The sequence below is a fragment of the Zavarzinia sp. genome (genome assembly GCF_049306435.1).
Lineage (GTDB): Bacteria > Pseudomonadota > Alphaproteobacteria > Zavarziniales > Zavarziniaceae > Zavarzinia.
Genome location: NZ_JBAQRT010000282.1, coordinates 11,880 through 31,486 on the forward strand (window position 1 = coordinate 11,880; position 19,607 = coordinate 31,486).

Below are 19,607 nucleotides of genomic sequence, written 5' to 3' on the forward strand. Positions count from 1 at the left end.
GGTTGGGGACGGTTGCACGGCATCAGGCCTCCATCAGATCGTGGACGCGGCGGACGAAGATCGCGTGGTAGCCATCGCCGATCGTGTCGTACTCGCGGTCCTCGACCACGCGGGGCGAAACGCCGCGCTGGCCCGAGAAGGCGATGATCTTGTAGCGGCCGGTCTCGGCATTGCGCTGCAGGGCGTATTTGTCGTCCATGGGCGCGCGGCGGAAATACATCAGCAAGCGCTCGAGCGCGGCGCTGTGCTGGCCCAGCGGCTGGCGGCGGTGCTCCTCGATGATTTCCGGGCAGATCATAGTCTTCAGGTAATCCCGCTGCATCTTGTCGAAGCGCAGGAAATAGACCTCGTCCTTGTTGTCGCGCTCCGTCGCTTCCTCGGGCAGGGCCTCGCCGCCCTTTTCCGAGCGCATGGAGCGCCATTCGCCGCGCTTCTTGTCGCGCCAGGCGTTGAACTGCTTCTTGATGCCGAAGTAGCCGTTGTTGGTGAAGAGCACGACCCCGAGCATGATCAGCCCGATCAGGAACAGTCGCGCCGGGCCAAGGCCGATCAGCACCTTGTCGAGGAAGATGACGACCAGGGTGCCGAGGATCGCGCCTTCCGCCTTGCCGATGCCGCCGATGGTGACCATGGCGAGGCCAAGCAAGACGGTATCGAAACTGAAGATCGAGAAGGCGGTGCCGCGATAGAGCGTGGCGTAGAAGCCGCCGATGAAACCGAGCGCGGCCGAGGTCAGCACGAAGATGATGATGCGCGCCCGGCGATAGTCGACGCCGCAGGCTTCGGCGAAGGCTTCGCGCTTTTCGGGCGCCATGCGCAGGACCCGCCCCAGGCGCTTGCCGTTGATGAAGCGGAACAGGAACAGCGTCGCGAGCAGCAGCCCGAAGGCGGAGTAATAGGACAGCAGCGATTGCGCCACCGGCGACCAGCTGTCGGGGATGAAACTGTCGGCGCCGTAAAGCCCGCCCGAAGCCGAACCGAAAGCCTTCGTCGTCGTGAAGAACACGCGGCAAAGCTCGTTGAGGCCAAGGGTCAGCAGCGCGTAATAGAAGCCGTCGAGCCGCAGCGCCGGTATGGCGATGACCCCGCCCATGACAAGGCCGATGAAGGCGCCGCCGACCGGCAGCGTGTACCAGGGCAGGCCCCATTGCATCGACAGATAGGTCGTGACGAAAGCCGCCACCCCGACGACGGCGTAACTCGCCAGGGTGAAGATGCTGGCGGTGCCGAGGATCAGCGTCCAGCAGACATTGATCGCGGCGAAGACGCCGAAGATCGTGCCCGCCGAGAGCAGCGTATTATACATGGAGGCCGGAAAGACGAAGGGCCCGATGGCGAGCAGCGCCAGGCAGACCGCCCAGTAGATCGGCCGCCGATCCTGGATCTTCTTCTCGGCCTTCAGGGTCTTGCGATTGTAGAGGCCTCGGATCTGCAGGACATTGCGCCGTGTCGGCCACCAGCGCCAGCGGCGCCACAGCCGGCGGCCATGGTTCGACCAGATCACATAGTGCTTCAGCCGGCCGACCTTGTAGGTCTTGGCCTTGTAGGCGGTATTGGCGCGCCAGACATCACCGGCATCGGGTTGCGCGACCGAGGTGAGTTCGGGATTGCCCTGATCGGCGCCCCAGGGCTCGAGCGGATTGTGCCAGGTGATCGGCTGGAGTTTTCCGGGCTGCGTTTCGGTCATTGTTCACGAGCCTTGTCCAGAAGTCCCGAGATGCCGTGCGGGCGCACGATCAGGATCATGATGATGACGAGGAACTGGGTGATCAGGACATATTGCCCGCCAAGGAAACGGGAGGTCGCCGCTTCGGTCAGGCCCAGCATCATGGCGGCGATCACCGCCCCCTGGACGGAGCCGAGCCCGCCGCAGAGCGCGATGCTGACGCCCTTGATGAGCGGCGTCAGGCCGCTGAAGGGCGCGATGTAATAGGTCTGCGACAGAAGGACCGAGGCGAGGCCCGCCATCGCCCCGGTCAGGGCCATGACGTAGATGCCGGTGGAGCGGATGCCGATGCCGACGATGGAGGCGGCATGGGGGTTCATCATCATGGCCCGGATTTCAAGGCCGCGCCGGCTGCCCTTCATCCAGATGACGACGACACCGAGCATCAGGGCCGAGCACAGGACGATGCCGATCTTGTCCGAAGTGAGGGCCATGCCCGCGACATCGACCTGCCAGGAACCGAACAGTTCCGGCAGCGACTTGGCGCGTGGGCCGAACTGCATCAGCAGGGCCTGGGAGCCGATCAGGCTGATCGCCAGGGTGCCGATCATGCCGCGCGTCGTGAAATTCGGCTTGTCATGCAGCGGAATGAAGACGACGAGGCAGATGATGACGCCGCCGACCGCGCCGCCGAGGATGCCCGCCGCGGCGATCAGCGGCGGCCATTCGGACAGATGCTGCGCCGTGAGCCAGGCCCAGTAGCCCGCGAAGGAAAAGACGAAGCCATAACCGAGATTGATCAGGCCGAGGCTGGACCAGGTGATCGAGACGGCGACCGCGATCAGGCCGTAGATCGCGGCGACGATGATGGCATTGCTGAGGATCTGGGCGATTTCCATGGGACCTGTTCCGTTCAGCCGATGCCGAGCGTGGTCGAAGCCTCGCCCTTCAGTTTGCCGGCGTGCATGCCGATCACCCGGTCCACCCGGCCTTCCAGCAGGGCGACATTCTGTTCGGCGATGAACATGGCGCTGTCCTCGAGGTCGATCGCGAGCAGCGCCTCCATCACGCTCTGCCCCAGCTTGGGCGCGAGGCCGAGGGACGGCTCGTCGACGAGATAGAGCTTCGCGTCGGTCATCAGGCCGCGCCCGATCGAGACCATGCGGCGCTCGCCACCCGAAAGCCGGCCGACCGGCGTCTTCATCAGCTTGCGCAGGGGCTCGAACAGATCGAGCACCCTCTCCTTGCGGGTCTTGCGATCGCGCCAGGCTTCCCTGGTGAAGGCGCCGGAATCGAGATGTTCCTCGACCGTGAGGCCGGTGAAGATTTCATCGCCCTGGGGCATGATGGCGAGGCCCTTGCGCACGATCTGGTGGGTGTAACGCCCGGCGCCCTGGCTGCGCGTGCGCCCGATCTGTTCGCCGTTCAGCAGGATCGAGCCGCGCTGCCAGCCGGTCAGCCCGGCGATGGCATAGATCAGCGTGGTCTTGCCGTGGCCGTTCAGGCCGACGATGCCGAGCCTCTCGCCCGGCCAGATCACGAGATCGAGATCGTGGATGACCCGCAGCGGCCCGTATCCGGCGGACAGCCCATCGATTTTCAGAACTTCAGTCATTCCATTCCCCTGCGCTTGGGCTCAATGCGCCTCGAAATAGGCGGCACGGACGGCGGGGCTCCTGATGACATCGGCGAGTTCGCCCGCGGCGATGACCTCGCCGGCATCCATCACGATCACGCGATCGGCGATCGAGGCGAGCAGCTCGATGCGGTGCTCGACGATGAGCACGGCGACATTCATCTCCTTCGACAACATGCGCAGGATCTGGTCGATCTCGTCGATCTCGGCATTGATCAGGCCCGCCGCCGGCTCGTCCATCAGAAGGACATTCGGCCGGCGCATCAAAAGATTGGCCATCAGGAGCTTGCGCCGCTCGAAGGTCTTGAGCTGGGCATTCGCCTTCTCGTATGGCGCGGTGAAGTGAACGAGGTTGGCGCCATATTCGGCGTCGAAGCGGGTCAGATAGGGCTTGTAGGCCTGACGGGCCGCCTTGAAGGTCTCGCCCACCGACAGATCCTCGCAGACGATCGGCGTCTGATAGGTCCGGCCGATGCCGAGCCGCGCCCGCTCGAACAGTTTCAGCGGCGTGATATCGCGGCCCTTGTAGGTTACGCGCCCGGTCTTCGGCTGGTAACGGCCCGACAGGATTTCGAGAAGACTGGTCTTCCCCGCCCCGTTCGGGCCGATGATGCCCAGCACTTCGCCCGCGCGCAGTTGAAAGCCGATGTTCCTGAGGACCTCTCGCCCGCCGAGGTCGAGCGAGAGGTTGTCACAGGAAAAGATCGGCGCGTCGCTCGATCCCGCCATCGCGGCTCAGCTCCACCACGGGGCGGCGACGAGCTTCGATTCCGCGATCTCGTTCGGCCAGATGATCTTGTGCGCGCCGCCCTGAACCTGGACGAAGAGCTGGGACATGCCCTTTTCGAGGTCGGCCGACTGATTGCCGAAACCGTTGTCGGGGAAGTGACGCGCTTCCTGCAGGTCGTTCTTCATGTCGATCAGGCCGCAGACCCCGCGATAGGGATTGTTGCGGATCCAGGCGACATTGCCGGCGAAATCTTCCGGCTTGCCGGTCGCTTCCCAGGCGAGCTTCAGGTAGTGGATGATGTCGTAACCATTGCCGGTATAGACGAGGCCCATGTTCCCCTCGAACTCGGGGAAGCGTTCGACGTATTTCTTGCGGAAGCCCTGGCCGCGCTCGTCGCCGTAAACGCCAAGGGTGGTCGCCCAGCAGAAGCCCTCGGTCGACTTGCCGCCGAGTTCGAGGAATTCCGGCTGCGACGGGCCATACTGCAGATAGACCAGCGAATTCTCGACCGGATTGGCGCGGAACTGCTTGCAGAAGGCGGCATATTCGGCGGCGACCCAATGGTCGATCATGATCGCGCCGGCGTCGACTTCCTTGAGCTGCTGGATGACCGGACCCCAGTCGTTCACCGGATACTGGATGTCGGTGACGGCGGCCAGTTCGAAGTCGAACTTCGGAATGGACTCGCGCGCGGCCTTCAGGATGGTCTGGCAGTAACCGACCTGTTCCGCGACGATATGGATCTTGCGGTTCTTCGGCTTCCAGACCCCGGTTTCCTCCATGGCCTTCAGCCACAGGGGATAGGTCCAGCCGTAATTCACCTCGGCCGGGCAGGTCTGCAGCACATGGCTGTATTTGACCGGATCGGCCCGGAAAGCCTCGGTCGGCAGGCGCTGGGCGTTGCCGTTCAGATAGGGACATTTGTATTTGGTCGATTCATCCATCGCCGCGATCGGGGCGAAGACGAAGGAGTTCGAGATCGCGTGGACCTTCTTGTCGATGCAGGCGGCGATCGCCTGACGGCAGCTCTCGGGCGAGAGCTTGTCGACGTCGGGCACGAACAACTCGATCTCGCGCCCCAGCACGCCGCCGGCCGCGTTGATTTCCTCGACCGCGAGCCTTGTGCCGTTCAGATGGTCGGTGTCATCGGCGACGCCGTAAGGGGTCGAGAGTGACGACGGCACCCCGACCAGGATCTTGTCGCTCATGCCCCGCGCGATATAGGGCGCGGCGAATGTCATCGCGACACCGCCCAGACCGACCTTGAGGGCCGATCGCCGGGTCATCGAACGCTTTTGGCCGGCCTTGCCCCTCTGGCCCCCAACTGTATTCGTCATAGCGATTCATCTCCGTGATGGTCGGTCAATCTGGATATTATCGATATGTCTAGTAATGGCGTTTTGGGGGACACCCCATCCCGCCCGCCTTGTCTGGATCAAGGCTAAGAAGCAAATAACGTAACTGTCAATAAATTATATATACCCCGATTAAATTTTTATGCTTCCATCATATCGAAAGTTCTAGACGACCCGAGGATAACCCTCTCATGCCTTTCCCCACGAGTACCGGCGGTTCCATCCCCCCACATGGCGGCGGCAGCGTCTGTCGTTGCCATGGCGGCGGGTCCGCTATAGATGGATGCATGTGATGAAAATAGCGGCAGTTGCCCCGGCCGAAGCGAAGGGGCCCTCGAGGAATCATGAGCCTTCCCTTGTCCAAGCTGGATGAGCCCGCATCGGCCTTCCCCCGGATGACCATCCTGATCGCGGACGATCATTGGGTGGTGCGGGAGTCCCTGCGCCAGGTGGCGCGCAGCCTCGGCGCGGATGGCGATGTCGAGGAGGCGGCGAGCTTCGATGAAGCGCTGAGCGCGCTCGAGCGCAATCCGACGATCAGCCTCGTCATCATCGACCTCGTCATGCCGGGGTTCCGCGATTTCGAGGGACTGCAGGTGTTGCGCAGCCGCTTTCCGGCGGTCCCCGTGGTCGTCATCTCCGTCCACGAGGATCCCGAGCATGTGCTGGAGGCGATCCGCCACGGTGTCGTCGGCTATATTCCGAAGTCTTACGGCCCATCGGAAATCAGGCTGGCCCTGAGCCGGGTGATGGCGGGCGAGGTCGCCTTTCCGCGCGACATCCTGACCCGCGCCCTCGGCACGGCGCCAGGCGGGGAGCGCCGGCCGGCGGCCCGTGACGTCGCCCCCGCCCCGCGCGACGAGCGCGGCGACATTCAATCCGCCCTCGCCCATCTGACCCGGCGCGAAACCGAGGTTCTCGCCGCCCTCGGCCAGGGCGTGTCCCTGCAGGCGATCTCGGCCGAACTCGACATCAGCCGTCAGACCGTGCGCGTGCACCTTGGCAATGCGATGAAGAAACTGAATATCGCCACGCGGGAGGCGGCGATCCGCTTCGCCGTCGAGAACACCGCCCCCCTGAGACGCGCGCTCGAAATCGACAAGACGTCGGGGGGCGACTGACCATGCCCGCCGCCGGTGACGCCGATGCAATCGGTGACGGTACACAGGGCAGCCGGGCACGGGCCTTCGAGGCGCTGGGTCACGGCCTCGCGGTCTGGTCCGGCGATCTGAAGCTGGTCACCTTCAACGCCGCCTTCGCGCGGCGTTTCGCGGGCCTCGCGGGCGGGCTTGCCCCGGGCCTGTCCCAGCGGGCCCTGATCGAGGCGATCGAGGGCTCGAGCCAACTCGTTCATTCCGTCCCGCCCGAGGCCGACCCGGGCGGGCCGCCGCGCCTCGGCCCTCTCGACGGCCTGACGCTGATCTTCACCGACAGTCAGGTCCTGCGCGTGGAATGCCGCGCGATAGCGGGCGGCGAGGTCAGCAGCCTCTTCATCGACATCACCGAATACTGGCGCATCCAGCGCGCCCTCGAGCGCTCGCGCGATACCGCCGCGGCGGCGGATCAGAGCAAGTCGCGTTTTCTGCGGGCCGCCAATCATGATCTGCGCCAGCCGCTGGCCTCGCTCAAGATCCTGATCTATTCCTGCCTCTCCGCCACCTCGGAACAGGAACGCATCGAAGCCCTTCACGCGATGGATGTTTCCGCCTCGATCATGGAGGATCTGCTCGGCGCGCTGCTCAACATCGGCCAGCTCGATGCCGGCAAGGTGGCGGCGCGCATTCAGACCTTTCAGGTCGCGACCGTGCTCGACCGGCTGCGCATCCAGTTCGCCCATCTGGCCCGGGAAAAGGGCATCGATCTGCGCATCCTGCCGTCGAAACACGCGATCGAGAGCGACCGCGCCCTGCTCGAACGGGTCCTGTCCAATTTCGTCGGCAATGCCATTCGCTATACCGATATCGGCCGCGTGCTGGTGGGTTGCCGGCGCCATGGCAAGACCCTGCGGATCGAGGTTCACGACACCGGCTGCGGCATCGCCCCCGCGCATCGGGAAAAGATCTTCGAGGAATTCTTTCGCGTCGGCGGGCAGCAATCGGGCCGGCACAGCCTTGGCCTCGGCCTCAACATCGCGCGGCGGCTGGCCGATGTGCTGGGCCATCGGATCACGCTGGAATCGACCCCGGGCAAGGGATCGATGTTCGCCCTCGACGTGCCGCTGGGCGATGTCTGGCGTTCCAACGTCGGCGAGCCCGAGATCAACGAGAAGATCGGCGGGGAATTCACCGGCCTGTGCTGCCTCGTCCTCGAGGATGACCATCACCTGCGCGATGCGCTGATGACGCTGCTTCGGCGCTGGGGCATCAATGTCGAGATTTTCGATGCCTTCGACGACATTCCGGCGGCGCTCAAGGCGCTCGAACGGACACCCGATATCATCATCACCGACTACCGGCTGCGCGGCGGCGTGCATGGAACCGAGATCGTCCATCAGATCAACGATCTTCTGGAGCTGCCCTGTCCCGCGATCGTGGTCACCGCCGACACCAGCCCCGATCTGATCGCCGACATCCGGCGCCAGGGCTTTCCGGTGATGATCAAGCCGGTCAGCCCGCCGGGCCTGCGGGTGATCATGCACAACGTGCTGTTCGAGCCCGAGCTCGTGCCTGAACTCTCGTGAAGCCACGGGTCACGGAAGGGGCGCCATGAGCGATGACTTCATCCCCATCGGCGGCATGGTCCCGCTGACCGGCGCCTCGCCCGGCGACGGGCGGGAGTTCCGCAATGGCATCATCCTCGCCTGCGAGGAAATCAACCGGCGGGGCGGCATCCTGGGCCGCCTTCTGAAACCCAGCTTCGCCGATACCGGCACCCAGACCGCCGAGGAAACCGTTCGCGCCGCCCGACGCCTGCTCGCCGAGGGCGTCCACGCGATCATCGCGGGGTACAACATCGGCTCGCAGAATTCGGAATATGAGGCGATCGCCGACGCGGGCATCATCTATATCCACAACAACACCCTGCTGCAGCATCACGACACGGTGATGAGCGATCCCGTGCGTTACTTCGGCTGTTTCATGTCGGACCCGGCCGAATACTGGTATGGCCAGGGTTTCATCAAGTTCCTGTCCTGGCTGCGCGATTCCGGGCAATGGCGACCGGACAACAACCGGATCGCCATCGTGTCGGGGCCCAAGCCCTACAGTATCGTGATCGCCAACGCGATGGCGCAGGCGGCCGAGCAATTCGGCTGGCGGCCGGTGTTTCCGCCGCGCATCCTGCGCCGCATCCCCGGGGACTGGCGCCCGCTGCTGGACGAGATCCGGGCGCACGAGCCCGCGGTCATGGCCCTGACCCATTTCTTCGCCGGGGACCTCGCCCGCTTCCATCTACAGTTCATGGAACAGCCGCTGCCGTCGCTGCTCTATCTCCAGTATGGCGCGCTGCACCGGTCCTTCTCGGAACTCGTCGGGGACAAGGGGCGCGGCGCCATCGTCGGCACGGTGATCGGCCTGCCGCGCGATGAAATCGGCTGGCGCTTCTTCAACACCTACAAGCAGCGCTTCGGTCCCGAGGCGACGCCCGAGATCGGCTGCCAGACCTATAACTCGCTGCATCACTACGCGATCGCGGCGGCGGTCGCCGGCGGCACGGCGGGGCCGGGCGGGGCGGAGCAGAACCGCCGCCTCGCCAGTGTGCTTCTGGACCTGCCCTATCGCAGCGTCTCCGGCACCATCCGCTATCATCCGCTCTGGCAGGCGGCGGTGCCCTACCCGGACGCCACCAACGACCCATCCCTCGGCCTGCCGCATCTGTTCTATCAGTTGCGGGATGCCGAGCGTCCGCCGGCCCTGATCGCGCCCGAGCCCTTCGCCGACGCGGCCTTCGAAGCCCCGCCCTGGCTGCCGCCGACCTGACGTCCACTTCAACGACGGGCGTCGAAGACGCAAGCCTGTGCCGCTCGCGCCTTCCCCCCGGGGCGATCAGAAATGAAACTCGGCGACGAACTGGGGCACGCTGGCTTCGGTGCCGAAGGTCGTGATCTCGGGATCATTGCCGTATTTGTTGCGCCACCATTGATAGCCGAGCCCGATCTGCAACGCGTCCGGTGCCCCGATCAGAGTGCCGATATCGAACATGAGGGCCGACTCCAGCAGGATTTCATAGACGGTGTCGTTGCCGAAACCGTCCGTTCCCTTCGGGCCGACGATATTCATATAGCCCTTGAACTTCACCGGCACGCCGATGTCGACCGGCACCGGAAGACCCCAGGCGGTCTCGATGCGCCAGGTCGGATCGAAATCGACCGGCGTGTTCACGATGCCGTTGTAATTATGCTCGGTGCCCAGCAGCAGGCCGATGGACAGAAAGCCGGGGACATCGAAATCGATCGTCGGGCCGACGACGAATTTTCGCACCCGGCCGTGGAAGACATCGTCGTCATAGGAGATGTCGCCACCGATCGTGAGGCCGATATCCCGGATCGGGCCGCCATAGGCCGCGCCGAAGATCTTGGCCGAGCTGAGCTTTTCGCGCAGCACGGCATAGATTTCGGTCGCCGGGCCATTGCCGTCGTCCGCCGCTTCCTCGTCCTCGTCGACGCCCTTCAGGATGTCGATGCCGATGAAGGTCTGGCCATAGGTCCAGCCATGGACATGCTGCAGCTGGATGATCGCCTTAGTGATGTCATTCGGATTGGCGGGTTCGCGATGGTCGACGCCATAGCGGATGCCGGCGGACGTATCGCTCCACTGGATGATATCCGCCCGCGCCGCCGATGCGCCGCCGAAGGTCCATGCCGCCGCCAGGATCGCGCTCCCGAATACAGCCCTCTTTACCCCTGTCATCCCCGTTACTCCTCGTTACATGGACAAGCCTCGCCTGCCGGCGGGCACGGCGCCCGCCGGTCGGACCCTGGTGGAGAGGCCAGCGCCCCCGTCGTCAGACGAGGACGTTCGGCCCGCTCATGAAGACGTGAATTTCCTGGAAGCGCGTATCCCGCACCCGCCAGATATTGGTATTGTAGAGATGCGTGGCGTTGCCATCTGCCGTGGTGACGACGCCTTCGAAACTCGCGGCGACCCGGCCGGTCGCCGGATCGGCGCAAAGCTGGAAATTGCGATGCACGATCGTCTCGAAGGCCGCGAAGTAATCCCGCAGCATTCGCCGGATCGCCGGCTTGCCGGCATGGCAGACGAAATCGGTCTGCACCGTGAACAGGGCCTCGTCGTGCAGGCACGACAGCACGCCTTCGATATCCTTGGCATCGACGGCGGCGAAGTAACGCCGGATGGCGAGGTCCTCGAGCGCGGCGGCGTCGAGCGGGCTTTCATAACGCATCAGACGACCTCCACCGGCCGGCTGGCATGGATCACGGCGCCGACGATCAAGCCGTCCCGGAAGCGGAAATGCCCGGCGCATTCCTGGCGCATGACCGTGCCGCCCCGGACGCTGACCCGGGTGAACTGGCTGCATACCGCCGCCGCCTTCGTGTCGACGACATGGCTGAAGTCGCCGTGGCAACTGTGATGATGAACATCGCGAAAGGCACGGATCCAGGCTTCGGGCGGGACCGCCACCGTGCCGCCGGTCGCATCCAGCAGCAGCGCGCGGGGCGCGAAACCGCCGGCCGCCGCCGGATCGCCGGCATCGAGCCCGTCGATCAGAAACCGCTCGACGGTAGCGATCAGGGCACGGCGCTCGCCCCGGCTCTCCGTCCGTGATGTCATCGGTTCCATCGTGCCCCCTTTGCCGGCCCAGTTCGATCCGGCATCAGGCTGTCACCCGCCGCGACCGGGCAAAAGCATGTCCCCCCGATCTAAACCATCGGCCTAATCCCCCGGCCCGGCTACCCGAGGCCGGAAACGCCCCTTAATCTCGATACGGTGTTGGGTATCTTCGGGGAGTATCGGCCATGGCCAAATCTGGCGAATACGGGCAGTCGAGCAGACTATGGAATGAGGATCTGGCGCCGACGGACGAACGTGTCCGCACCTGGCGCTGGTATCACTTCGCCGCGCTCTGGATCGGCATGGTCATCAGCGTGCCGGTCTATATGCTGGCCAGCGGGCTGATCGAGCAGGGCATGACGCCCCTGCAGGCGGTGTTCACCATCTTCGCCGGCAATCTGGTCATCCTCGTGCCCATGGTCCTGATCGGTCACGCCGGCGCCCGCCACGGCATTCCCTATGCGGTGCTGGCCCGGGCCAGCTTCGGCACGAGGGGCGCGCAGCTGCCCGCCCTCGCCCGGGCCATCGTCGCCTGCGGCTGGTACGGCATCCAGACCTGGATCGGCGGCAGCGCCCTTCTCACCCTGCTGGGCGTGATGGCCGGGCAATCGCTGGTCGGCCCCCAGGTGCCCGGTCTTGGCATCGGCATCGGGCAATTGCTGGCGTTCCTCGCCTTCTGGGGCATCCAGTTCCTGTTCATCAACAAGAACCTGGACAACATCCGCAAGCTGGAGACCTGGACTGCGCCCTTGAAGATCGTCGTCTGCGCCCTCATGGTCTGGTGGGCGCTGGACGCGACCGACGGCCTCGGCGACATCTTCAAGGGCAAGGCGGAAACGGCGTCCGCGCCGTCCTTCGCGGCGATCTTCTGGCCGTCCTTCACCGCCATGGCCGGCTTCTGGTCCACGCTCTGTCTCAACATCCCGGACTTCACCCGTTTCGCGAAGACGCAGCGGGACCAGGTGCTGGGCCAGGCCGTGGGCCTGCCGGGGCCGATGGCCCTGCTCGGCCTCGTCGCCGTGATCACCACCTCGGCCACCGTCATCGTCTATGGCGAGGCGATCTGGGACCCGGTCCAGCTTTCCGGCAAGATCGGCGGCATCGTCGTGCTGATCGGCCTCCTCATCATCTCGCTCGACACGGTGTCGTGCAATCTGGCGGCCAATCTGGTCGGGCCGGCCTATGATTTCTCCGCGCTCTGGCCCAGCCGGATCAGCTACCGGATCGGCGGCTATATCACCGCGGCGATCGCCATCGTTTCCATGCCGTGGGAGCTGCTGGCGGGCACCAATGGCTACATCTTCGTCTGGCTGGTCGGCTATGGCGCGCTGCTCGGCCCCATCGTCGGCATCATGATCGCCGACTACTGGATCATCCGCCGGTCCCGGCTCGACGTCGCCGACCTCTACCGCGAGGACGGCGCCTACAGCTATCGGAAGGGCTGGAATCCTGTTGCCCTCGTCGCCTTCGCGATCAGCGTGCTGCCCAATATCCCAGGCTTCCTTCATGCCGCCTTCCCCAACGCCTTTGGCGATGTCGGGGCGTTCTGGACCGGGATCTACGGCTATGCCTGGTTCGTCGGGGCCGGGCTGGCGGTCGTCTCCTACACGGCCCTCACCCTCGCGGGTGCCCGGCGCCCTGCCGCCGCCGCCGTCAACGGCTGAACGGATACGGGACGGAGCGGATCTCATGAGCGTGAATATTCCCCTGATCGACATCTCGGCCTATCCGGCCGGGGGCGAGGCGGCCATCGCCGCCCTCGCCCGGACGGTGGACCGGGCCTGCACCGATATCGGCTTCCTGCTGGTCAGCGGCCATGGCGTGCCGGACAGGCTGATCGACGATATCCGGCGGGTTTCGCGGCGGTTCTTCGCGGGCGCCGAGACGGCGAAGCTCGCCTATCGGATGCCGGCCGACCGCTACCGCGGCTATGTCGCGATGGAAAGCGAGGCCCTGGCCAACAGCCTGGACGAGCCGACCCCGCCGGACATCAAGGAATCCTTCAACATCGGGCCGCTGGAAGGGCCGATGGACGCCTACCGACGGGCCGCGACCCCGGCCCGTTTCTTCGCCGAGAACCTGTGGCCCGACGACGACGAATTCCGCGCGGTCTGGAGCGCCTATTACCGGGCGATGGAGGGGCTGTCGTTTCGCCTCATGCGGATCTTCGCGCTGGCACTCGGCATGTCGGAGAGCTTCTTCGACGACAAGATCGACCGTCACATCACCAATTTCACCGTGCTGCACTATCCGGCGCAGAAGCACCCGCCGAAACCCGGCCAGCTGCGCGCCGGCGCCCATACCGACTATGGCAGCCTGACCATCGTGAAGCCGGATGATACGCCGGGCGGCCTGCAGGTGCTCGACAAGACGGGCCGCTGGATCGACGTGCCGCATGTGCCCGAGGCTTTCGTCGTCAACCTGGGCGACCTGATGGCCGACTGGACCAATGATCGCTGGGTCTCGACCATGCACCGGGTGGTGAATCCGCCGGCCGGCAGCCCGGTCTCCGCCGGGCGCATCTCCATGGCCTTCTTCCACCAGCCGAATTATGATGCGGTGATCGAATGCCTGCCGACCTGCACCGACCCGGAGCGTCCGCCGCGTCACAAGGCCACCACGTCGGGTGAACACGTATGGATGAAGATCACCAAGCACCGGGACACGGATCCGGGCGCCGCCGCCTGAGGGCGAGGCTGCCCATTCCCGACCATATCCTGTCGCAGTCGACCGAAACCTTGGACGTTCCATCCCGATCGACCGACAGCAGCGATGTCTTCCGTCTGGTCGCGATGAGCACGAACGACGGCATCTGGGACTGGGACCTGCTGACGGGCCATGTCCATTATTCGCCGCGCTGGCTGCATTTCGTCGGCGCGGCGGAAGGCGAATTGCCGAACAATATCGGCGCCTTCGCCTCGCGGCTTCACCCCGACGATGTCGAGAAGGTGAACCGCGCGCTGAATGACTATCTGACCGAGGCCGTCTCGGATTACAGCGTCGAATTCCGCCTGAAGCACCGGGACGGCACCTGGCGCTGGATCAAGTCGCGGGGCGCCGCGATGCGCGACGCCGAAGGCACCGCCTACCGCCTGGTCGGCACCCATACCGAGATCACCGAACAGGTCGAGATGGCCGAGCGGCTGGAGCGCATGGTCGAGGAACGGACCGTCGACCTGCGCGCGGCCCGCGACAAGGCCGAGCTGGCGGCGGCCGCGACGACGAAATTCCTCGCCGCGACCAGTCATGACGTGCGCCAGCCGATGCAGGCGATGGCGCTGCTGCTGCCGTCGCTCCGGCGCGAGATCAGCAGCGAGATCGGTCGCCGCACGGTCGACGCGCTCGACCGCTCGCTGGCCGCCAGCATGGATCTTTTCGAATCCCTGCTCGAATACAGCCGCCTCGATGCCGGCGCCATGCGCCCGATGAACGGCCCGGTGCATCTGGGCGACCTGATGGCCGACGTGGTCGAGAGTTTCCTGCCCGAGGCACGGCGGCGGCGCGTCGCCCTGAAGCTCGTGCCCGCCAATGTCGTCATCCGCTCGGATCATCGGCTGTTGGCGCGCATCCTGCGGAATTACGTCTCGAACGCCCTGAAATACACCGACCGGGGCAGCGTGCTGGTGGGTTGCCGGCGCCTGCAGGATGGCATCCGCCTCGAGGTCTGGGATACCGGCTGCGGCATCGGCGAACAGGAGCAACGCCAGGTGTTCTGGGAATTCGTCCAGATCAGGGGCCGGCGCGAGGGGGTGACGGGGCTTGGCCTCGGTCTCGCGATCGTCGAGCGTCTGGCCCGGCTGCTGGGCCACCGCGTCGCCGTGCAGTCCCGCCCGGGCAAGGGTTCGGTCTTTTCCGTCACCATCCGCTCGGCCGTCGTGCCGGAACATCGCCCCGCCCCGCGCGCGCCGGAGCCGGGCCGCCTGCGCGATGGCCCCTGTCTCATCGCCCTTCTCGAGGACAACCGCGAGATCGCCTCGGCCCTCGCCGATCTGATGCGCGACTGGGGCTGCGAGGTGATCCACGCCGCCTCGACCGACGACATCGTCGCCCTTCTCGGTGGACGGGTTCCCGATCTCGTCGTCGCCGACTGGCACCTGGGCGCGACCGACAGCGGCTTTCACGCCTTCGACCGGCTGGAGGGCCTGGCGGGGCAACCGCTTCCGGGGATCATCCTGACCGGGGATTACGACCTCGCCCGGCTGAAGGCGGTCAATGCCGCGCGGCGCAAGGTCCTGCACAAGCCGGTGGCGCCCCTCGTGTTACACGCGGTGCTGCGCGGCGCGCTGGCGGGGGCTGGAAACGCCCCCGGCTGATCAGCCGAGGCTCCAGTCCGCCGCCTTCAGGCGCTCGACCTCGCGCAGCAGCTGCACCCGGTTGTGCACGCCGAGTTCCCGCATCACCAGGGACAGATGGGCCTTGACCGTGCCCTCGCCCATGCCGAGGCGGAAGGCGATTTCCTTGTTGGCGTGACCTTCCGCCGCGAGGCGGAGCACATCCGCCTGCCGGGGCGTGAGGCGCGGCCCTTCTCCCACGCGGGTGGCCTTCGCCGCCGGGGGCCGCGCGCCGGTGACGAGGTCGCGGGGAACATAGACCCCGCCAAGGCCGACCGTGCGGATCGCCTCCGTCAGCACGTCGAGACCGGCCGACTTGTGGACATAGCCCGACGCCCCGGCGGCCAGGGACGAGAAGACATCCTCGCTGTCGTCCGAGGCGGAGAGGACGAGGATGGGCGCCGGCGCGACGTGGCCCCGCAAGGTGGCGATCCCCGTGCTGCGGCTGAGCCCCGGCATGTTCAGGTCGAGAATGAGAAGCCCCAGATCACGCTGGCGCATGACCAGCCGCAGCAGGCCGTCGAAATCCCCGGCCTCGAGAAATTCCGATCCCGCCTGCGCGGCTTCCAGCGCGAGACGCAGGCCCTGCCGGAAGATCACGTGATCGTCGGCGATCACGACCTTCATCCGCCATGTCCCCCTGTCCGGCCGGGCGACAGGCTGTAATGCTGATGATCCCACACCGCTGACATCCGCCGCCATTACGCCCCCTGGATTAGGCCGAAGGTTTATTGGCCGGTCATGGCCAATCCTGACCTAATGGTCAGGCTTTTGCAGTTTAGCATAGTTCCAGACGCGAGAAAGAGCCATGTCCGTTCAGCCCCCTTCCCGCATCCAACTGGCGACGCGTCCCGAGGCCCTGACGCTGGCGGTCGGGGAGACCGCGCTGATCGTCGTCGACATGCAGAATGCCTATGCATCCCCCGGCGGTTACACCGATCTCGCCGGCTTCGATATCGGCGGCGCGGCGGCGGTGGCGGGGCGGATCGCCGCCACCCTTTCGGCGGCGCGGGCCGCGGGCATGATGGTGGTCTATTTCCAGAACGGCTGGGACCCCGCCTACCGCGAGGCGGGCGGACCGCTGTCCCCCAACACGCTGAAATCGAACGCGCTGAAGACCATGCGCCGGCGCCCGGAACTTCAGGGCCAGCTGCTGGCCAGGGGGGGCTGGGATTACGAACTGATCGACGGCCTGAAGCCCGAGCCGAGCGACTTCGTCCTGCCCAAGACCCGCTACAGCGGCTTCACCGGCACGACGCTGGACAGCATGTTGCGCAGCCGCGGCATCCGCAACCTGGTGCTGACCGGGATCGCCACCAATGTCTGCGTCGAGTCGACGCTGCGCGATGCCTTCTTCCACGAATATTTCGCCGTCCTGCTCGAGGACGGCTGTCACCAGGTGGGTCCCCGCTTCGTCCACGACGCGACCGTCTACAACGCCGAGACATTCTTCGGCTGGGTGACCACCACGGGCGATTTCACCCGGGCCCTCGGCCTCGCCACCACCCCCTGAGAGAGCGAACATCATGCCAAAGACGATCATCAACCCGCCGGGGCTGCCCGCCCCGATCGCCCCCTTCTCGCCGGGCACGCTCGCCGAAGGCACGGTCTATACCGCCGGGATGCTGGCCTTCACCCAGGAGGGCGGCGTCGCGCACGAGGGCGACGCGGGCAGGCAGGCGGAACAGGTGCTGGAGACCATCAAGGCCGTGATCGAAGCGGCCGGCGGCACCATGGACGATGTCACCTTCAACATGGTGTTCCTCACCGACTGGGCGAATTACGCCGCCATCAACGCGGTCTACGCCCGCTATTTCCCCGGCGACAAGCCCGCGCGCTTCTGTATCCAGTGCGGTCTCGTCAGGCCCGGCTTCCTGGTCGAAATCGCCAGCATCGCCCACGTCGGCAAGGCCTGAGCTCATGTCCCGGACGGGCGTCGCAGACGGCATCCATTGGGAGCTTCACGGGCGGGATGACGGGCCCGCCGTGCTGTTCGCCTCGGGCCTCGGCGGCGGCGCCGGCTTCTGGCGGCCGCAGATCGCCGCCTTCGCCGGGCGATACCGGGTGGTGCTCTACGATCATCGGGGCACCGGCCGCAGCGGACGGGTGCTGCCGGCCGACTGGGCCGGCGTCGCCAGCCTCGCCCGCGATGCCTTATGCGTCGCCGATCACCTCGGGCTCGAGCGGTTCGATGTCGTCGGCCATGCCGCGGGCGGGCTGGCCGGCCTGTGGCTGGCGCGCCATCACGCGGCGAGGATCGGCCGGCTGGTCGTCGTCAACGGCTGGGGCGCGCCCGATCGTCATATCGCGCGCTGCTTCGAGGCCCGCCTGGCGTTGCTCCGGCTCGCCGGGCCGCTGGCCTATGTCCGGGCGCAGGCCCTGTTCCTCTATCCGCCCGAATGGATCTCGGCGCATGACGATCTGCTTGCCGCCAGCGAAGCGGCACTGGCGGCCGAACTGCCGGATGTGCCGGTGATGGAACGGCGAATCCGCGCCTTGCTCGATTTCGACATGAGCGGGGCGCTGGGCGCCATCGCCACCCCCAGCCTGATCATGGCCAGCCGGGACGACATGCTGGTGCCGCCCGCCTGCGCCGCCCATCTGGCCCACGCCCTGCCGCAGGCAAGCCTGCACATCACGCCCTGGGGCGGCCATGGCTTCTGCCATATCGCACCCGGCCCCTTCAACGCGGCGGTTCAGGCCTTTCTGTCGGCCTGAACGCCTGCCCCTCCTCCCTACAGACCAAGGACAACGTCATGCAGATCGGCGTCTTCATTCCCATCGGCAACAATGGCTGGCTGATTTCCGAGAACGCGCCCCAATACATGCCGAGCTTCGATCTGAACCGCGAGATCGTGCAGCGGGCGGAAGCTCATGGCTTCGATTTCGCCATGTCGATGATCAAACTGCGCGGCTTTGGCGGCAAGACGCATTTCTGGGAACATAACCTGGAAAGTTTCACGCTGATGGCTGGCCTCGCCTCGGTCACCAGCCGGATCAAGCTCTTCGCGACGGCCCCCACCCTGGCCCTGCCGCCCGCGATCATGGCGCGCATGGCGGTGACCATCGATTCCATTTCCCACGGCCGCTTCGGGGTCAATCTGGTGACCGGCTGGCAGAAGGCGGAATATGACCAGATGGGCCTGTGGCCGGGCGAGGAACATTTCGCGACACGCTACGACTATCTGGCCGAATACGCCCAGATCCTGCGCGATCTCTGGGAAACCGGGCATTCCGACCTGAAGGGCGATCATTTCCGGATGGAGGATTGCCGAGTCAGCCCGCTGCCGCAGGCGCCGATGGAAATCATCTGCGCGGGCCAGAGCGACGAGGGCCTCGCCTTCTCGGCGAAATACGCGGATTACTGCTTCTGCCTCGGCAAGGGGGTGAACACGCCGAAGGGCTTCGCCCCGACCAACGACCGCATAAGGGCGGCGGCGGCGACAACGGGGCGGAGCTTGCGCAGCGTCGTCCTGATGATGATCATCGCCGACGAGACCGACGAGGCGGCCATGGCGAAGTGGGAACACTACAAGGCCGGGCTCGATCAGGAGGCCGTCTCGTGGATGCAGGCGCAGGGCAACGCCGACAAACATTCCACCACCACCAATGTCCGTCAGCTGACCGCCCAGCCTTCCGCCATCAATCTCGGCATGGGCACGCTGGTCGGCTCCTATGCCAGTATCGCGCGGATGCTGGATGAAGTCGCGGAGGTGGAGGGAACCTCGGGCGTGCTGCTCACCTTCGACGACTTCATCGAGGGCGTGGAAGCCTTCGGCACCCGCATCCAGCCCCTGATGCGCTCGCGCGAGGCGGTCGTGAGCATGGCGAGCTAAGGAACCCGCCGGGGAGCCCACGCGGATCAGTTCGTGGGCTCGCGCCGCCTGAACGACAGGGCTTCGGCGATGTGGACCCGCCCCACCCGGCCGGCACCCGCGAGATCGGCGATGGTGCGGGCGACCTTCAGCACCCGGTGGTAGCCCCGGGCGGAGAGGCGCAGCCGGCTGGCGGCGTCGAGCAGGAGCTTGCGGCCGGCCTCGTCCGGGCCGGCATGGGTATCGAGCACCTCGCCCTCCATCTCGGCATTGGTGGTCAGTCTCGTGCCGGCGAAACGCGCGGCCTGAACCCGGCGCGCGGCGGCGACCCGCAGGGCGACCTCC

Annotated in this window: 19 protein-coding genes and 1 pseudogene; 10 read left to right on the forward strand and 10 right to left on the reverse strand. The window is 65.9% G+C overall.

From position 1 onward, the window contains the following. Positions 1-22 precede the first annotated feature (22 nt). From WAZ62_RS15690 to WAZ62_RS15710, 5 genes are read right to left on the reverse strand one after another with little or no spacing between them, the layout of a single operon-like run. The gene (locus WAZ62_RS15690; protein WP_422644472.1) at positions 23-1,687 is read right to left on the reverse strand and encodes a branched-chain amino acid ABC transporter permease; all 1,665 of its coding nucleotides are present in this window, start codon (positions 1,685-1,687) and stop codon (positions 23-25) included. Beyond that, entirely contained in the window at positions 1,684-2,565 is an 882-nt protein-coding gene (locus WAZ62_RS15695) for a branched-chain amino acid ABC transporter permease (protein WP_422644473.1), read from the reverse strand. The genes WAZ62_RS15690 and WAZ62_RS15695 overlap by 4 nt, the downstream gene beginning before the upstream one ends. Before the next feature lie 14 nt (positions 2,566-2,579). Then, the gene (locus WAZ62_RS15700; RefSeq protein WP_422644474.1) at positions 2,580-3,281 is read right to left on the reverse strand and encodes an ABC transporter ATP-binding protein; all 702 of its coding nucleotides are present in this window, start codon (positions 3,279-3,281) and stop codon (positions 2,580-2,582) included. Between the two features lie 21 nt (positions 3,282-3,302). Further along, positions 3,303-4,031 carry an ABC transporter ATP-binding protein gene (locus WAZ62_RS15705; protein WP_422644475.1) on the reverse strand — a complete coding sequence of 243 codons (729 nt, stop codon included), beginning with the start codon at positions 4,029-4,031 and terminating at the stop codon, positions 3,303-3,305. 6 nt (positions 4,032-4,037) lie between these two features. Beyond that, on the reverse strand, positions 4,038-5,318 hold the full coding sequence (locus WAZ62_RS15710) for an ABC transporter substrate-binding protein (protein ID WP_422644476.1): 1,281 nt from the start codon (positions 5,316-5,318) through the stop codon (positions 4,038-4,040). Positions 5,319-5,743: 425 nt separating this feature from the next. Here WAZ62_RS15710 and WAZ62_RS15715 point away from each other — a divergent pair, with 425 nt between their 5' ends. The 3 genes from WAZ62_RS15715 to WAZ62_RS15725 are packed head-to-tail and all read left to right on the forward strand — an operon-like array spanning position 5,744 to position 9,304. Beyond that, complete coding sequence (locus WAZ62_RS15715) at positions 5,744-6,508, forward strand: response regulator (protein ID WP_422644477.1); 765 nt, start codon at positions 5,744-5,746, stop codon at positions 6,506-6,508. A gap of 2 nt (positions 6,509-6,510) precedes the next feature. Next, complete coding sequence (locus WAZ62_RS15720) at positions 6,511-8,067, forward strand: hybrid sensor histidine kinase/response regulator (RefSeq protein ID WP_422644478.1); 1,557 nt, start codon at positions 6,511-6,513, stop codon at positions 8,065-8,067. Positions 8,068-8,092: 25 nt separating this feature from the next. Beyond that, on the forward strand, positions 8,093-9,304 hold the full coding sequence (locus WAZ62_RS15725; RefSeq protein WP_422644479.1) for an ABC transporter substrate-binding protein: 1,212 nt from the start codon (positions 8,093-8,095) through the stop codon (positions 9,302-9,304). Positions 9,305-9,370: 66 nt separating this feature from the next. On the opposite strand, the gene WAZ62_RS15730 is transcribed toward WAZ62_RS15725, so the two are convergent. From WAZ62_RS15730 to WAZ62_RS15740, 3 genes are all read right to left on the reverse strand, one after another. Beyond that, complete coding sequence (locus tag WAZ62_RS15730; RefSeq protein WP_422644480.1) at positions 9,371-10,234, reverse strand: hypothetical protein; 864 nt, start codon at positions 10,232-10,234, stop codon at positions 9,371-9,373. Positions 10,235-10,328: 94 nt separating this feature from the next. Further along, positions 10,329-10,727 (reverse strand): nuclear transport factor 2 family protein, encoded by a 399-nt coding sequence (locus WAZ62_RS15735; protein WP_422644481.1) that lies wholly within the window; start codon positions 10,725-10,727, stop codon positions 10,329-10,331. Further along, positions 10,727-11,116, reverse strand: a complete 390-nt coding sequence (locus WAZ62_RS15740; protein ID WP_422644482.1) for a hypothetical protein — start codon at positions 11,114-11,116, stop codon at positions 10,727-10,729. Before WAZ62_RS15740 ends, WAZ62_RS15735 begins: the two co-directional genes overlap by 1 nt. Positions 11,117-11,301: 185 nt before the next feature. Here WAZ62_RS15740 and WAZ62_RS15745 point away from each other — a divergent pair, with 185 nt between their 5' ends. Genes WAZ62_RS15745 through WAZ62_RS15755 form a run of 3 tightly spaced genes read left to right on the forward strand, consistent with a single transcriptional unit; the run spans position 11,302 to position 15,429 of the window. Then, complete coding sequence (locus WAZ62_RS15745) at positions 11,302-12,780, forward strand: NCS1 family nucleobase:cation symporter-1 (RefSeq protein ID WP_422644483.1); 1,479 nt, start codon at positions 11,302-11,304, stop codon at positions 12,778-12,780. Between the two features lie 25 nt (positions 12,781-12,805). Further along, entirely contained in the window at positions 12,806-13,804 is a 999-nt protein-coding gene (locus tag WAZ62_RS15750; RefSeq protein ID WP_422644484.1) for an isopenicillin N synthase family dioxygenase, read from the forward strand. 50 nt (positions 13,805-13,854) lie between these two features. Then, positions 13,855-15,429, forward strand: a complete 1,575-nt coding sequence (locus tag WAZ62_RS15755; protein ID WP_422644485.1) for a hybrid sensor histidine kinase/response regulator — start codon at positions 13,855-13,857, stop codon at positions 15,427-15,429. Here the strand turns inward: WAZ62_RS15755 and WAZ62_RS15760 are convergent, their stop codons facing one another. Beyond that, positions 15,430-16,074, reverse strand: a complete 645-nt coding sequence (locus tag WAZ62_RS15760; RefSeq protein ID WP_422644486.1) for a response regulator — start codon at positions 16,072-16,074, stop codon at positions 15,430-15,432. It abuts the gene before it with no gap. A 181-nt stretch (positions 16,075-16,255) separates the two neighbouring features. On the opposite strand from WAZ62_RS15760, the gene WAZ62_RS15765 reads away from it, so the two are divergent. Genes WAZ62_RS15765 through rutA form a run of 4 tightly spaced genes read left to right on the forward strand, consistent with a single transcriptional unit; the run spans position 16,256 to position 19,283 of the window. Beyond that, positions 16,256-16,960 carry an isochorismatase family protein gene (locus WAZ62_RS15765; protein ID WP_422644487.1) on the forward strand — a complete coding sequence of 235 codons (705 nt, stop codon included), beginning with the start codon at positions 16,256-16,258 and terminating at the stop codon, positions 16,958-16,960. Between the two features lie 13 nt (positions 16,961-16,973). Continuing rightward, complete coding sequence (gene rutC / locus WAZ62_RS15770) at positions 16,974-17,363, forward strand: pyrimidine utilization protein C (protein WP_422644488.1); 390 nt, start codon at positions 16,974-16,976, stop codon at positions 17,361-17,363. Positions 17,364-17,367: 4 nt separating this feature from the next. Continuing rightward, positions 17,368-18,165, forward strand: coding sequence for a pyrimidine utilization protein D (gene rutD / locus WAZ62_RS15775; protein ID WP_422644489.1), 798 nt, complete (start codon positions 17,368-17,370; stop codon positions 18,163-18,165). Between the two features lie 38 nt (positions 18,166-18,203). Further along, on the forward strand, positions 18,204-19,283 hold the full coding sequence (gene rutA, locus WAZ62_RS15780; protein WP_422644490.1) for a pyrimidine utilization protein A: 1,080 nt from the start codon (positions 18,204-18,206) through the stop codon (positions 19,281-19,283). Positions 19,284-19,309: 26 nt separating this feature from the next. On the opposite strand, the pseudogene WAZ62_RS15785 reads toward rutA, so the two are convergent. Beyond that, positions 19,310-19,607 (reverse strand): annotated as a pseudogene (locus WAZ62_RS15785) (ATP-binding protein); the annotation flags it as partial.

What these genes read in the sequence shown, in the direction of transcription:
- WAZ62_RS15690 (WP_422644472.1), bottom strand. Translation starts at nt 1,687, where the DNA reads ATGACCGAAACGCAGCCCGGAAAACTCCAGCCGATCACCTGGCACAAT.
- WAZ62_RS15695 (WP_422644473.1), bottom strand. Translation starts at nt 2,565, where the DNA reads ATGGAAATCGCCCAGATCCTCAGCAATGCCATCATCGTCGCCGCGATC.
- WAZ62_RS15700 (WP_422644474.1), bottom strand. Translation starts at nt 3,281, where the DNA reads ATGACTGAAGTTCTGAAAATCGATGGGCTGTCCGCCGGATACGGGCCG.
- WAZ62_RS15705 (WP_422644475.1), bottom strand. Translation starts at nt 4,031, where the DNA reads ATGGCGGGATCGAGCGACGCGCCGATCTTTTCCTGTGACAACCTCTCG.
- WAZ62_RS15710 (WP_422644476.1), bottom strand. Translation starts at nt 5,318, where the DNA reads ATGACCCGGCGATCGGCCCTCAAGGTCGGTCTGGGCGGTGTCGCGATG.
- WAZ62_RS15720 (WP_422644478.1), top strand. Translation starts at nt 6,511, where the DNA reads ATGCCCGCCGCCGGTGACGCCGATGCAATCGGTGACGGTACACAGGGC.
- WAZ62_RS15725 (WP_422644479.1), top strand. Translation starts at nt 8,093, where the DNA reads ATGAGCGATGACTTCATCCCCATCGGCGGCATGGTCCCGCTGACCGGC.
- WAZ62_RS15730 (WP_422644480.1), bottom strand. Translation starts at nt 10,234, where the DNA reads ATGACAGGGGTAAAGAGGGCTGTATTCGGGAGCGCGATCCTGGCGGCG.
- WAZ62_RS15735 (WP_422644481.1), bottom strand. Translation starts at nt 10,727, where the DNA reads ATGCGTTATGAAAGCCCGCTCGACGCCGCCGCGCTCGAGGACCTCGCC.
- WAZ62_RS15740 (WP_422644482.1), bottom strand. Translation starts at nt 11,116, where the DNA reads ATGACATCACGGACGGAGAGCCGGGGCGAGCGCCGTGCCCTGATCGCT.
- WAZ62_RS15745 (WP_422644483.1), top strand. Translation starts at nt 11,302, where the DNA reads ATGGCCAAATCTGGCGAATACGGGCAGTCGAGCAGACTATGGAATGAG.
- WAZ62_RS15750 (WP_422644484.1), top strand. Translation starts at nt 12,806, where the DNA reads ATGAGCGTGAATATTCCCCTGATCGACATCTCGGCCTATCCGGCCGGG.
- WAZ62_RS15760 (WP_422644486.1), bottom strand. Translation starts at nt 16,074, where the DNA reads ATGAAGGTCGTGATCGCCGACGATCACGTGATCTTCCGGCAGGGCCTG.
- WAZ62_RS15765 (WP_422644487.1), top strand. Translation starts at nt 16,256, where the DNA reads ATGTCCGTTCAGCCCCCTTCCCGCATCCAACTGGCGACGCGTCCCGAG.
- rutC (WP_422644488.1), top strand. Translation starts at nt 16,974, where the DNA reads ATGCCAAAGACGATCATCAACCCGCCGGGGCTGCCCGCCCCGATCGCC.
- rutD (WP_422644489.1), top strand. Translation starts at nt 17,368, where the DNA reads ATGTCCCGGACGGGCGTCGCAGACGGCATCCATTGGGAGCTTCACGGG.
- rutA (WP_422644490.1), top strand. Translation starts at nt 18,204, where the DNA reads ATGCAGATCGGCGTCTTCATTCCCATCGGCAACAATGGCTGGCTGATT.